11 protein-coding genes are annotated in these 12,523 nt (G+C 74.5%); 7 read left to right on the plus strand and 4 right to left on the minus strand.

The window, feature by feature from the left end:
* Nucleotides 1-4 precede the first annotated feature (4 nt).
* Nucleotides 5-346 (minus strand): hypothetical protein, encoded by a 342-nt coding sequence (locus ACPFP2_RS13725; protein ID WP_424089533.1) that lies wholly within the window; start codon nucleotides 344-346, stop codon nucleotides 5-7.
* Between ACPFP2_RS13725 and ACPFP2_RS13730 the strand changes: the two genes are divergently transcribed.
* Nucleotides 337-1,251, plus strand: a complete 915-nt coding sequence (locus ACPFP2_RS13730) for an LLM class flavin-dependent oxidoreductase (RefSeq protein WP_424089534.1) — start codon at nucleotides 337-339, stop codon at nucleotides 1,249-1,251. The two genes, ACPFP2_RS13725 and ACPFP2_RS13730, sit on opposite strands and share 10 nt — an antisense overlap.
* A gap of 132 nt (nucleotides 1,252-1,383) precedes the next feature.
* On the opposite strand, the gene ACPFP2_RS13735 is transcribed toward ACPFP2_RS13730, so the two are convergent.
* Nucleotides 1,384-1,761, minus strand: coding sequence for a MerR family transcriptional regulator (locus tag ACPFP2_RS13735; RefSeq protein WP_424089536.1), 378 nt, complete (start codon nucleotides 1,759-1,761; stop codon nucleotides 1,384-1,386).
* A gap of 55 nt (nucleotides 1,762-1,816) precedes the next feature.
* On the opposite strand from ACPFP2_RS13735, the gene ACPFP2_RS13740 reads away from it, so the two are divergent.
* Both ACPFP2_RS13740 and ACPFP2_RS13745 read left to right on the plus strand, forming a co-directional pair.
* Complete coding sequence (locus ACPFP2_RS13740) at nucleotides 1,817-2,824, plus strand: aldo/keto reductase (RefSeq protein WP_424089539.1); 1,008 nt, start codon at nucleotides 1,817-1,819, stop codon at nucleotides 2,822-2,824.
* A gap of 54 nt (nucleotides 2,825-2,878) precedes the next feature.
* Nucleotides 2,879-3,778 (plus strand): TIGR01777 family oxidoreductase, encoded by a 900-nt coding sequence (locus tag ACPFP2_RS13745; protein ID WP_424089541.1) that lies wholly within the window; start codon nucleotides 2,879-2,881, stop codon nucleotides 3,776-3,778.
* Between the two features lie 104 nt (nucleotides 3,779-3,882).
* On the opposite strand, the gene ACPFP2_RS13750 is transcribed toward ACPFP2_RS13745, so the two are convergent.
* Nucleotides 3,883-5,103, minus strand: coding sequence for a PHB depolymerase family esterase (locus ACPFP2_RS13750; protein ID WP_424089542.1), 1,221 nt, complete (start codon nucleotides 5,101-5,103; stop codon nucleotides 3,883-3,885).
* 190 nt (nucleotides 5,104-5,293) lie between these two features.
* On the opposite strand from ACPFP2_RS13750, the gene ACPFP2_RS13755 reads away from it, so the two are divergent.
* Both ACPFP2_RS13755 and lipB read left to right on the plus strand, forming a co-directional pair.
* Nucleotides 5,294-7,117, plus strand: coding sequence for a DUF2079 domain-containing protein (locus ACPFP2_RS13755; RefSeq protein WP_424089543.1), 1,824 nt, complete (start codon nucleotides 5,294-5,296; stop codon nucleotides 7,115-7,117).
* Between the two features lie 53 nt (nucleotides 7,118-7,170).
* A complete protein-coding gene (gene lipB, locus ACPFP2_RS13760; protein ID WP_424089544.1) occupies nucleotides 7,171-7,812 on the plus strand; it encodes a lipoyl(octanoyl) transferase LipB in 642 nt (213 codons plus the stop codon).
* A 114-nt stretch (nucleotides 7,813-7,926) separates the two neighbouring features.
* On the opposite strand, the gene aspS is transcribed toward lipB, so the two are convergent.
* Complete coding sequence (gene aspS, locus ACPFP2_RS13765) at nucleotides 7,927-9,213, minus strand: aspartate--tRNA(Asn) ligase (RefSeq protein ID WP_424089545.1); 1,287 nt, start codon at nucleotides 9,211-9,213, stop codon at nucleotides 7,927-7,929.
* A gap of 393 nt (nucleotides 9,214-9,606) precedes the next feature.
* On the opposite strand from aspS, the gene lipA reads away from it, so the two are divergent.
* Nucleotides 9,607-10,653 carry a lipoyl synthase gene (gene lipA, locus ACPFP2_RS13770; protein ID WP_424089546.1) on the plus strand — a complete coding sequence of 349 codons (1,047 nt, stop codon included), beginning with the start codon at nucleotides 9,607-9,609 and terminating at the stop codon, nucleotides 10,651-10,653.
* Nucleotides 10,654-10,715: 62 nt separating this feature from the next.
* Nucleotides 10,716-12,446: a DUF423 domain-containing protein gene (locus ACPFP2_RS13775; RefSeq protein WP_424089547.1), complete on the plus strand. Its 1,731-nt coding sequence runs from the start codon at nucleotides 10,716-10,718 to the stop codon at nucleotides 12,444-12,446.
* Nucleotides 12,447-12,523: the final 77 nt, after the last annotated feature.

The raw sequence follows: 12,523 nt of genomic DNA on the forward strand, positions 1-12,523 counted from the left end.
CCGCTCAATCGCCGACCAGGGCGCGGGTGGCCGCCATCAGCCGGGTGACCGCCTCGGCGTCGTACGCCTGCTCGTGGGCCCGGGCGTCGTCGAACCGGTCGAAGTAGCGGCCGGTCACGCCGTCGAGGGCCGAGTCGACGACCAGCCGCAGGGTGGGCAGCGCGCCCTGGTCCACGGAGACGGCCGGGGTGAGGCCGCTGTGCCGCACCATCGGGGTGTCCATCAGGTGCGCCGGGTGCACGGCTGTCCGGTCGCGCCCGCCCGCGGATTCGCCCTTCGGCAGAACCGGCGGGTCCGGGCTGGCCCCGACCGGCCCACCGGCGGCACGCTGGGCCGGTGACGACATTCTCGCTCCAGGCCACCCCCACCGACGCGGCGAACTGGCTCGACCTGGCCCGCCGGGTCGAGTCGGCCGGCTTCGACGCCCTGCTCGCCGCCGACCACCCCGGCGACGTCACGTCCCCCTTCGTCGCGCTGGCCGCCGCCGCGGCGGTCACCTCGACGATCGGCCTCGGGTCGTACGTGTCGAACGCCGGTGTCCGGGAGCCGATGCTGCTCGCCGCCGACGTGGCCACCCTCGACCTCGTCTCGGGCGGGCGGGCCCGGCTCGGCATCGGCGCCGGTCACACCCCCGCCGAGTGGCGGGCTGTCGGGCGCGAGCGGCCCGACGTCGCCGGCCGGGTACGCCGCTGCGTGGCCGTCGCCGAGGCCGTCCGCGCCCTGCTCGACGGGGACGAGGTGAGCGTGGACTCCGCCGAGCTGGCGATGCGCGAGGCGCGGCTGCGGTCACCCCGCCCGGTGCAGCGGCGCGTTCCGCTGACCGTGGGCACCGCCAACTCGACGCTGCTGCGCTGGGCGGGCGGGCACGCCGACGTGGTCGGGCTGACGGGCTTCGGTCGTACCCTCGCCGACGGCCACGCCCACGACGTGCGGTGGCGGGCCGACCAGATCGAGGCGCAGCTCGCCTGCGTCGCCGCCGGGTCGGCGGGTCGGGACGACCCGCCGGCGCTGGAGGCGCTGGTGCAGAAGGTGGTGGTGACCGACGACGCGGAGGCCGCCGCCGCGGAGATGGCGGACCGTCTCGGCCTCACCGTCGCGGAACTGCTGGCCACACCGTTCGTGCTGATCGGCGCCGTCGACGAGATCGTCGCGGCGCTCGCCGCCCACGAGCGCCGCTGGGGCGTCACCCGTTTCGTGGTACGCGCCGACGCGCTGGAGCCGCTCACCCCGGTGCTCGCGCGACTGGCCTGACGGATCTGATGGCGCAGCTGGATCGCGGTCCCACACCGGCAGGGACCGCACCGGCAGAGCCGGCTGATCCATCCACGCCATCAGGTCTGTAGCGCCCGGAGGGGTGCACCGCTCCCCGGTCGCCGGTCGCGGTCAGCCGGTCGGGACCGCCCCGGTGACGCCCTCGTAGTAACGGATCTTGGCGCGGAGATGGTCGTACTGGCGGCGGAGCAGGGCCATCTGCTCCTCGACCCGCTCGGCGTGCCGTTCCAGCAGCTCCTGCCGCTGCCGGGCGGTGTGCTCACCCTCGCGGGCCAGTTCGGCGTAGCGGCACATCTGGGCGATCGGCATGCCCGTGTCGCGCAGGCAGCGGAACAGCTCCAGCCAGCCCAGGTCGTCGTCGGTGAAGACCCGCCGCCCGCCGGACGTCCGACCGACCCCGCTGAGCAGGCCGATCTTCTCGTAGTAGCGGAGGGTGTCGAGGCTGAAGCCGCTGCGCCGGGCGGCCTCCGAGGGTGGGTATCCGCTCATGCCCCGCAGGTTAGCGCTTGACCTGGAGCGCGCTCCAGGTTGAAAGGTGGAGGCCATGACGACGACACGACGACTGGGCCGCAGCGGCATCGAGGTCAGCGCCATCGGCATGGGCTGCTGGGCGATCGGTGGGCCGCTCTGGGCCGGGGACCAACCGCTCGGCTGGGGCGAGGTCGACGACGAGGAGTCGGTCCGCACCGTCCACCGGGCGCTGGACCTCGGGGCGACCCTCTTCGACACCTCCAGCAACTACGGCGCGGGACACAGCGAACGGGTGCTCGGCCGCGCCCTGGCCGGACGCCGCGACCGGGCGGTGATCGCCACCAAGTTCGGCTACCCCACGGACGAGGCCACCCGGCAGGCCACCGGCGAGGACGCCAGCCCGGCGTACGCGCGGCGGAGCCTGGAGGGCTCGCTGCGCCGGCTCGGCACCGATCACGTCGACCTGTACCAGCTACACCTCAACGCGCTGCCGGCGCCGCAGGCGCTCGACCTGGTCCAGACGCTGGAGGACCTGGTGGCCGAGGGCAAGATCCGGGCGTACGGCTGGAGCACCGACGACCCGGCCTCGGCGCGGGCCTTCGCGGCGGCCGGGCCGCACTGCACGGCGATCCAGCACGACCAGTCGGTGCTGAGGGACAACGCGGAGATGTTCGCGGTCTGCGACGAGTACGACCTGGCCAGCCTGAACCGGGGCCCGCTCGCCATGGGCCTGCTCACCGCAAAGTACCAGGGCACGCCGGCCGCCCGGGGTGGCGACGACGTGCGCGGGGTGGCCCCCGAGTGGCTGCCCTGGTTCACCGACGGGGTGCCCACCGCCGAGTGGGCCGACCGGGTGGCACGGGTGCGGGCGGCGCTGACCGCCGACGGCCGTACCCTCGCCCAGGGCGCGCTGGGCTGGCTGCTGGCGCGCAGCCCGCGTACCCTGCCCATTCCCGGGTGCCGGACGGTGGACCAGGCGGAGGAGAACATCGGCGCCCTCGCCCGTGGTCCGCTCGCCGCCGACGCCTTCGCCGAGGTGGAGCGACTCCTCGCCGACCTGCGCGGGGTGCCGGCCCGCTGAGGGTCGGTTCGGCTGAACGCATCCGGATCGGGCCGCGTACCCGAAGATATGAACATGCGGATCCTCATGGCCGGCGCGTCCGGCTTCCTCGGCACCCGGCTGGTCGACCGCCTCACCGCCGACGGGCACCAGGTCGTCCGGCTGGTGCGGCGAACCCCGCGCACCCGCGACGAACGACAGTGGGACCCGTCGGCCGCGCAGCTCGACCCGGCCGTGGTGGCCGAGGCGGACGCGGTGGTCAACCTGGCCGGCGCCGGGGTCGGCGACAAGCGCTGGAACGACGAGTACCGGGCGCTGATCCGGTCGAGCCGGGTGGACAGCACCACCACCCTGTCCATCACCATCGCCGGGCTGCCCGCCGCCGACCGGCCGACCGTGCTGCTCAACTCCAGCGCGGTCGGCTGGTACGGCAACACCGGCGACCGGGCGGTGGAGGAGGACGCCCCGGCCGGTGAGGGCTTCCTGGCCGACGTCTGCCGGGTCTGGGAGGCGGCGACCCGTCCGGCCGAGGACGCCGGGGTACGGGTGGTGCGGCTGCGCACCGGGCTGCCGCTGCACCGCGACGGCGGACTGCTCAAGCCGCAGCTGCTGCCGTTCAGACTCGGCATCGCCGGGAAGCTGGGCAGCGGCCGGCAGTGGCTGCCGTGGATCTCGATGCGCGACTGGCTGGACGCGGTGCTGTTCCTGCTGGACCGTGGTGACATCGCCGGCCCGGTCAACGTGGTCGGCCCGAACCCGGTCACCAACGCCGAGTTCACCCGGGAGCTGGCCCGCCAGCTACGCCGCCCGGCGATCATGCCGATCCCCGCGCTCGCCCTCAAGGTCGCCCTCGGCGGCTTCGCCCACGAGGCCCTCACCAGCACCCGGGTCCTCCCCGGCATCCTGACCAAGGCCCACTTCCCCTGGACCCACCCCGACCTCCCCACCGCCCTCCACACCGCCCTCCAGGACTAACCCCCACCCCCGCCCCCACTTGTTGATCATGAAGTTATTGCCACGACACGCCGAGGTGGCCGGCAACAACTTCATGATCGACGCAGGGTGGAGCGGGACGGGGGTCAGCAGCCGATGACCCAGTGGGCGGGGGCGGTCTGCTTGAGGGTGGTCGTGTAGAAGGTGTTGTAGAGGCCCATCCGCTGGTTGCTGCCGAGGGCGTAGGCGTAGCCGGCGGAGTGGTAGGCGCGGCCGGCGGTCACGTGGGCGTAGTTGCTGGCGGTGACGCAGACCGGGGACGCGGTCGGGCTCGGGGTCGGGGACGCGGTGGGGGTCGGGGAGGCGGTCGCGGTCGGGGTCGGGGTCGCGCCGCCGTCGAGACCGAAGAAGAGCGCGTCCCGGTACGTCGAGCAGATGGTGTCCAGGAAGTACGAGGTGGCGGTGCCGCACTGGTCGGTGGCCGACCCCGGGTCGACGGGGGTGCCGTGCCCCATGCCGGAGACCCGGTAGAGGCGGACCGCGTCGTTGCCGTACACCTCCAGGCCGGTGCCGGCGGGCAGCGAGGCGGTACGGGTCGGGGTCTGCGACACCCCGAGCACGTTGGTCCACTGGTCGCGCGACTCGGTGGCGTTGGCGACCGCGACCGTGTAGTCGGCCGTCCCGTGCCAGATCGCCACCCGGGGCCGCTTGCCGCTGTAGCCGGAGTAGGCGTTGCGGACCAGGTCGCCCCAGGCCGCCGGGGTCTTGTCGACGCCGGGGCTCATGCAGGAGAACGCGCTGGTCGTACTGGTGGCGCAGCGGTACGGCACGCCGGCGACGACCGAGCCGGCGGCGAACACGTCGGGGTAGGTGGCGAGCATGACCGCGCTCATCGCCCCGCCCGCGGAGAGGCCGCTGACGTAGACCCGGGCCGGGTCCACCCCGTAGTTGGCCTTCGCGTGGTCGACCATCTGCTTGATCGACAGCGCCTCGCCCTGGCCCCGGGCGGTGTCGCCGGTCCCGAACCAGTTGAAGCAGGAGTTGGCGTTGTTCGCCGAGGGCTGCTGGGCCACGATCAGGGTGAACCGCCACAGGTCGGCGTACTTGCGCCAGCCGGAGTTGGTGAAGTAGCCGGCGGCGTTCTGGGTGCAGCCGTGCAGCAGCACCACGGCCGGCGCGCCGGCCGGCACCCCGTCCGGGCGGTACGCGTACATGGCGAGGTTGCCGGGGTTGGAGCCGAAACCGGTGACCTGGGTGAGGGTGGCGGCCTGGGCGGGCGCGGCGACGGCGACCACGGCGGCCGCCGCGAGGACGGCCCCGGCGACCGCCCCGGCGAGTCGGGTGAGGATGGATGGGCAGCGGCGCACGGCGACCTCCTGACGACGGATGCGAACTGGGTCACCCCCGAATTGCCGCGACGTTACGTCGCTGCGACAGGGTGATGACATGGCCGCCGGCCCCACATTCATCGACGGCCGAATATGGGTCGGTGGGACCTGGCCGGCCGGCTTCCGTGTCTGCCCGGTGCGTGCGGGTCCGGTTGGTAACGTCCGCTCCGTGCCGACCTCCCCGACCCTGGCCGCCGACCAGCCCCCCGCCGCCACCCCCGTCGCCCGCCGGGATCGCCGCGCCGACCTGACCGTCGCGCTGGTCGCGCTCGCCCTGGCCGGCTGGGTGACCAGCGGCCTGTGGCGTGACCCGAACAGCCGGGTGATCCTCGTCAACGCCAGCGACCAGGCGCTGTTCGAGTGGCTGCTCGCCTTCGGCGGGCACGCGCTCACCCACGGGGAGAACCCGCTCTTCACCCACCTGCTCAACGTCCCCGACGGGGTGAACCTCGCGGTCAACACCTCGATCACGGTGTACGCGGCGGTGTTCGCGCCGCTGACGTACCTGATCGGGCCGCCGGCCACCTTCCTGGTGATCCTCACCCTCAACCTGGCCGCCACCGCGCTGGCCTGGTACTGGCTGCTCTCCCGGCATCTGGTCCGCAGCCGGCTCGCCGCCGGTGTCGGCGCACTCTTCGTCGCCTACTCCCCCGGCATGGTGTCGCACGCCAACGCCCACCTGAACTGGACCGCCGGCTGGCTGGTGCCGCTGCTGGTGTGGGCGGTGTTCGCGCTGCGCCGGCCCGGCCGGTGGCTGCGCGGCGGGATCGTGCTCGGGGTGCTGGTCGCGGTCGCCTTCTCCATCGCCGCCGAGGGGCTCTTCTTCACCGCGCTGGCGCTCGGCGTCTTCCTGACCGCCTGGGCGCTGCACCCGGCCCGCCGGGCCGAGGCCCGGGCCGCGCTGCCGGACCTGCTGCGCGGGCTGGGCGTGACCGCGCTGGTGGCCGGGGTGCTGCTGGCGTACCCGCTCTGGCTGCACTTCGCCGGCCCGCAGCGCTTCCACGGCACCGGCTTCGACCCGGTGATCCACTCCGAGGACGTCGCCGCGTTCGGGGCGTACCCGGACCGGTCGCTGGCGGGGGCGGCGGGCCTGGACACCACGCTGGCGCCCAACCCGACCGAGGAGAACTCGTTCTTCGGGCTGCCGCTGCTGCTGCTCGCCGTCGCCTGCTCCGTGGCGCTGTGGCGGGCCGCCGCGCCGCCCCGTCGGGCCACCCTCGCCGCGCTGGGCGTCACCGCCGCCGTCTTCGCGGTGCTCTCCTGGGGACCGCAGGCCACCTGGGCCGGGCGGCGTACCGGGCAGATGCTCCCCTTCGCCCTGCTCGACGGGCTGCCGGTGGTCAACGCCGCGCTGCCGGCCCGGCTGGCGCTGGTGGTCACCCCGGTGCTCGGCCTGCTGCTGGCGTACACGATCGACCAGTTCCGGGCCGAACCGCCGCGCGGCGGGGTCCGCGCGGCGTGGGCGGCCGGGTTCGCGGCGGCGCTGCTGCCGCTGCTGCCGACGCCGCTGCTGACCAGCGCCCGCCCGCCGGTCCCGGAGTTCATCACGGCGGGCACCTGGCGGCAGTACGTCTCCCCGGGCGGGGTGCTCACCCCGGTCCCGCTGACCCTGGACGTCACCCCGGACGGGCAGCGCTGGCAGGCGCACGCGCTGGCCCACCGGCAGGGCGAGTTCCGTATCCCGGCCGGGTTCTTCCTCGGCCCCGGCGGTCCGGACGGCCGGGGCCGGATCGGCCCGCCGCCGCGTACCTTCGACACGCTCATGGACCAGGCCGGCCGGACCGGTCTCGTGCCGATCGTCACCGAGGGCAGCATCCGTCTCGTCCGTGACGACCTGCGGTACTGGGGCGTCGAGGTGGTCGTGCTCCCCGACGAGGTGCACGGTGCCAAGTACGACCTGGACGAGGAGGCCCTGCGCCGCACGGTGACCGCCCTGCTCGGCGAGCCGCAGCGGGTCGACGACGTCTGGCTGTGGAAGGTCCCCGCCACCTGACGCGACGGGTGTCACCTGGCGACGGCGCAGCGTGACGGGGCTAGGCTGGTGGGGTGACTGCGACGACTTCCGGGTTGACGGCCGTCAAGGCCGGGGTGCTCGACTACCAGGCCGCCTGGGACGAGCAGCGGCGGCTGCACGAGTCGGTGGTGGCCGGCGAGCAGGGCGACACGGTGCTGCTGCTGGAGCACCCGAGCGTCTACACCGCCGGCAAGCGCACCGAGCCGTGGGACCGGCCGATGGACGGCACCCCGGTGATCGACGTCGACCGCGGCGGCAAGATCACCTGGCACGGTCCGGGCCAGCTCGTCGGCTACCCGATCGTCAAGCTCCCCGACCCGGTGGACGTGGTCGCGTACGTGCGCCGCACCGAGCAGATGCTGATCGACGTCTGCGCCGAGTTCGGGCTGGCCGCCGGCCGGGTCGAGGGGCGCAGCGGCGTCTGGGTGCCCGAGGACGACCGGGGCCCGGCCCGCAAGGTCGCCGCCATCGGCATCCGGGTCGCCCGTGGGGTCACCCTGCACGGCTTCTCGATCAACTGCGACTGCGACCTGACGTACTTCGACCGGATCGTGCCGTGCGGCATCCGCGACGCCGGGGTCACCTCGCTCACCGCCGAGCTGGGTCGCCCGGTCACCGTCGCCGACGTCCTGCCGGTGGTCGAGCGCCGCCTGCCCACCATCGTCGCCGGCTGAGCGCGGCCGGGTCGGTGCGGCTGGATCTCGTCACACCGTTGGGACCTGCTCGGCCCCGCCTGACCGGCGCCGCGCCCGCCCGCCGGGGTCGGCCCGGCGGGCGGCGTCAGCGGGTCACGGCGTGAGGCGGTGCAGGTCGCGGGGGAAGGCCGTCACCTCCCGCACGTTCGCCGCGCCGACCACCCGGGCGACGAAGCGTTCCAGGCCGATGGCGAAGCCGCCGTGCGGGGGCATGCCGTGGCGGAACGCGTCGACGTAGCCGGCGTACGGCTCGACCGGTTCGCCGCGCGCCGCGAGCGCCGTGAGGTAGTCGTCGTACCGGTGCAGCCGCTGCCCGCCGGTGACCAGCTCCACGCCCCGGAAGAGCAGGTCGAAGCCGTTGGAGTACGCCGGCCGGGCCGGGTCCGGGTGGGTGTAGAAGGGCCGCTTCGCCATCGGGTACCCGGTGACGAAGAGAAACTCCGAGCCGTGCTCGGCCCGGGCCCACTCCCCCAGCGCCCGCTCGTGCGCGGGGGCGAGGTCCGGTTCGTCGGCCGGGGCGCCGGCGATCGTCAGCGCCTCGGTGAAGTGCACGGCGGGGATCTGCGCCGGCACCTCGGGCAGGTCGAGGCCGAGCGCCGAGACGGCGCCCCCGGCCCGGTCGGCGACCGTCCCCAGCATCACGGCCAGGGTGTCGCGCAGCACGGCCATCACGTCCCGGTGGTCGGCGACGAAGCCCAGCTCGGCGTCGAGGGAGGTGTACTGGGCCAGGTGCCGGACGGTGTCGTGCGGCTCGGCCCGGAACACCGGGCCCACCTCGTAGACCCGCTCGAAGACCCCCACCATGAGCTGCTTGTAGAACTGCGGCGACTGCGCCAGGTACGCGGGCCGGCCGAACCAGTCCAGCGCGAAGACGTTCGCCCCGCTCTCGGTGGACGACCCGACCACCTTCGGGGTGTGGATCTCCACGAAGTCGCGGGCGTCGAGCGCGGCCCGGAACCCGGCCACCGCCGCCGCCGAGACGCGCAGCGCCGCCGAGCGGGTCGGGTGGCGCAGCGCCACGGGCGCGTGGTCGAGCTGGGTGGGCAGGGTCGCGGTGAGCGCCGGCCGGTACAGGTCGAACGGCGGCGGCACGGCGGGCGGGCCGAGCGGCCGTACCGTCGGGTCGGTCAGCTCGACCCCGGCGGGCGCCGTGGCGTTCGCGACCACCGTGCCGGTGACCTCGACGACGGTCTCCTCCGGCAGTAACTCCACGGTCGCGCGGACGGCGGCGTCGGTGACCACCACCTGGGTCAGGCCGGCGGCGTCCCGCACGATCAGGAAGGCCACCGACTTGAGCAGCCGGCGGCGGTGGATCCAGCCGGCGATCTTCACGGTCCCGCCGACATGGCGGGTGAGCTGGGAGGACAGAATGCGTTGCATGGTGGGCTGCTCCTTGGTCGATCGCGACGCCTGCGCCGCCCTCGGGCGGCGAAGCATCGCCTCGGCCCCGGCAGGTGTGGGCGAGCGGGAACCTCGCGGTGCCACCACACCTTCGCCCCCGCCTGCGCGGGAGCCTCGTTCGTCGCCTTTTCACCGGGGCCAGCCGGGCGGGCTCTACTGGGCACGCGGGGGCGTGCCGTTCTTCCCGCGGCTCGGGAGGGTCTTCACGCTCCGGCGCCAGACCGCCTTCCAGCACAACGGCGGCTCTCTGCGCTGGCGGATCGGTGCGCTACTCGGCTCCGTCACAGCTTTGCCGGGGAGGCTAGCACCGGATCCCGCGCGCTATGACGACATTTTCCCGGCCCAGGTGTCCGGTGTCACAACATCTGTGGCGTGACGCCGGTCGCCCGCCGTTCATCGACCGCGACCGACCGGCGTAGGCTCGTTTTCGTGACGATCGAGCACTCCGCGCCGACGACTCAGCAGCCAACGCCCTCCGCGACGGTCGCCCCCGAGGGGCGGCGGATGCTGCGGATCGAGGCCCGCAACGCCGAGACGCCGATCGAGCGCAAACCGCCGTGGATCAAGGTGAAGGCCAAGATGGGCCCGGAGTACACCCAGCTGCGCGGGCTCGTCTCGCGCGAAGGGCTGCACACGGTCTGCCAGGAGGCCGGCTGCCCCAACATCTACGAATGCTGGGAGGACCGCGAGGCCACCTTCCTCATCGGCGGCGACCAGTGCACCCGGCGCTGCGACTTCTGCCAGATCGACACCGGCAAGCCGGCCGAGTTCGACGCCGACGAACCGCGCCGGGTCGCCGAGTCCGTCGCCGCGATGGGGCTGCGCTACGCCACCATCACCGGTGTCGCCCGTGACGACCTGCCCGACGGCGGCGCGTGGCTGTACGCCGAGACCGTCCGGCAGATCCACGCCCTGCGCTCCGGCTGCGGCGTCGAGCTGCTGATCCCCGACTTCAACGCGGTCCCCGAGCAGCTCGCCGAGGTCTTCGGGTCGCGTCCCGAGGTGCTCGCGCACAACGTCGAGACGGTGCCGCGCATCTTCAAGCGGATCCGGCCGGCGTTCCGCTACGACCGCTCGCTGGACGTGATCCGCCAGGCCCGCGCCGACGGCCTGGTCACCAAGAGCAACCTGATCCTCGGCATGGGCGAGGAGCGGGCCGAGGTTTCCCAGGCGCTGCGCGACCTGCACGACGCCGGCTGCGAGCTGATCACCATCACCCAGTACCTGCGCCCCTCCCCCCGGCACCACCCGGTCACCCGCTGGGTCAAGCCGGAGGAGTTCGTCGAGCTGCGCGAGGAGGCCGAGGAGATCGGCTTCGCCGGCGTGATGAGTGGGCCGCTGGTGCGCTCGTCGTACCGCGCCGGTCGGCTCTACCAGCAGGCCCTGGCGGCCCGCGAGGGCGTCACCGCCGCCGGCTGAGGCCGCGCCGGCGTCCGCGTCACCGGTCCTGCGCCGGGGCCGCGGATGCCATGATCACAGGCATGACCACCGGGGTACGCCCGCAGCCGCGCGACGCGGCCCGTCCGCGTACGCCCCGGTGGCCCGTGCCGAGCCTGCTCGCCCTCATCGTCGGGCTGGCCGCGGTGGCGTACCGGTGCGCGCTGCTGCTGGCCGACACACCGCGCACCAACAGCGACGAGGCGACCATGGGGCTCGCCGCGCTGCGTATCGCCCGGGGCGAGGACTTCCCCGTCTTCTTCTACGGCCAGGCGTACATGGGCACGCTGGAGGCGTACCTGGCCGCGCCGCTGGTCGCCGTGGCCGGCCCGTCCTGGCCGGCGCTGCGGCTGCCACTGCTCGCCCTGTACGCCCTCTTCCTGTACCTGAGCTGGCGGCTGACCCGTCGCCTCGGCGGGGACCGCTGGTTCGCCCTGCTGGTGGTCGCGGTGCTGGCGCTCGGCTCGGACCGGATCGTCAAGAACCAGCTCATCGCCGGCGGCGGTTACCCCGAACTGAACCCCGTCGGGGTGGGGCTGGCCCTGCTCACACTGGATCTCGCCGCCGGACGACCGGACGGCCGGCGGTGGCGCTTCGCCGCGTTCGGGTTCCTCGCCGGGCTGACCGTCTGGGTCGACCCGCTGCTGCTGCCGTACCTGCTCCCGCTCGCGGCGGTGCTGGTCGGCGCCGTCCGGCGGGAGCTGCGCGGACGCTGCGGCGCGCTGCTGGCCGGCGCGGCGGTGCTCGGCGCCGCGCCGCTGCTCGGGCACAGCCTCGTCCACGGCCGTGATCCCGTCTCGGCGGTGCTCGCCGCCAGCGGTGGGGACGCCGCGGCGGGCTGGGCCGACCGGCTGCACGGCGGGCTGGTGCTCGGGCCGGCGCTGGGCATGGGTCTCTGCGCGCCGAGCCACTGCGCGACCTGGCAGCTGTGGTGGTCGGCGGCCCTGCCGGTGCTGCTGGCGCTGGCCGCGCTGTCGGCCTGGCACGGGCTGCGCGCCGGCCCCGCCACCTCGGGCCCGATTCGTGATCCACTCCGTTTGCGGCGTGTCGCGGTGTCGGAGCCCCTCGAACGCCGCGACATCCCGCAAGCGGGATCGATCGAGGGATCGGGCGAGGCGGCGGTGCGGGCGGGGGCGGCGGTGCGGCTGGCGCTGGTGGCGGGCGCGGTCGGGACGCTGGCCGCGTACACGGTCAGCAGCGCCGCCGGGCGGACCCCGGTGGAGAGTTCCCGCTACCTGTCCTGCCTGCTGATCTCGATGCCTGCCCTGCTCTGGCCGCTCTGGCGGGCGGCCCGCCGGCCGACCGACGGGTCCGGGCCGACCGGCGGGTTTGGGCTGTTCGGCGTGACGGGCCGCGCGGCGTTGGTACGGGTCGCGGCGGTCGGTGTCCTCGCCGCCGTGCTCGCCACCGCCGCCGTGGCCACCGCCGGCACGCTGGGCACGGTGCCGGAGAACCGGGCGGAGGCGCGGCGGCACCGGGCCATGCTCGACACGCTGCGCGAGCAGGGCGTCCGGCACGTGTACGGCGAGTACTGGACCTGCAACCGGCTCACCTTCGCCGCCCGGGAGGAGATCGTCTGCGCGGTCGTCGACGCGCGGCTGCGCCCCGGCTTCGACCGGCTGCCCGGCTACCGGCGGGCGGTCACGTCGGCGGACGCCGCCGCGTACGTGGCCCCGGTCGGCTCGCCGCTGGCGGGCACCCTGCACCGGCGGCCCCCGGCCGGCGCGCGGGTGCTGACGGTCGAGGGCTGGCAGATCTGGCTGCCGCCGCGCTGAACGCGCCGGCCCCGTCGGGCGGGGCACACCGAAGGGCGGGGCGGGGCCGCCGAACGGCCGAACCTGGCGGACCCGCC

It is taken from the genome of Micromonospora citrea (assembly GCF_049629545.1).
GTDB classification, from domain to species: Bacteria; Actinomycetota; Actinomycetes; order Mycobacteriales; family Micromonosporaceae; genus Micromonospora; species Micromonospora citrea_A.

Excerpts from the sequence above, each read along its gene's own strand:
- ACPFP2_RS13725 (WP_424089533.1), bottom strand. The coding sequence starts at position 346 with ATGTCGTCACCGGCCCAGCGTGCCGCCGGTGGGCCGGTCGGGGCCAGC.
- ACPFP2_RS13735 (WP_424089536.1), bottom strand. The coding sequence starts at position 1,761 with ATGAGCGGATACCCACCCTCGGAGGCCGCCCGGCGCAGCGGCTTCAGC.
- ACPFP2_RS13740 (WP_424089539.1), top strand. The coding sequence starts at position 1,817 with ATGACGACGACACGACGACTGGGCCGCAGCGGCATCGAGGTCAGCGCC.
- ACPFP2_RS13745 (WP_424089541.1), top strand. The coding sequence starts at position 2,879 with ATGCGGATCCTCATGGCCGGCGCGTCCGGCTTCCTCGGCACCCGGCTG.
- aspS (WP_424089545.1), bottom strand. The coding sequence starts at position 9,213 with ATGCAACGCATTCTGTCCTCCCAGCTCACCCGCCATGTCGGCGGGACC.
- ACPFP2_RS13775 (WP_424089547.1), top strand. The coding sequence starts at position 10,716 with ATGACCACCGGGGTACGCCCGCAGCCGCGCGACGCGGCCCGTCCGCGT.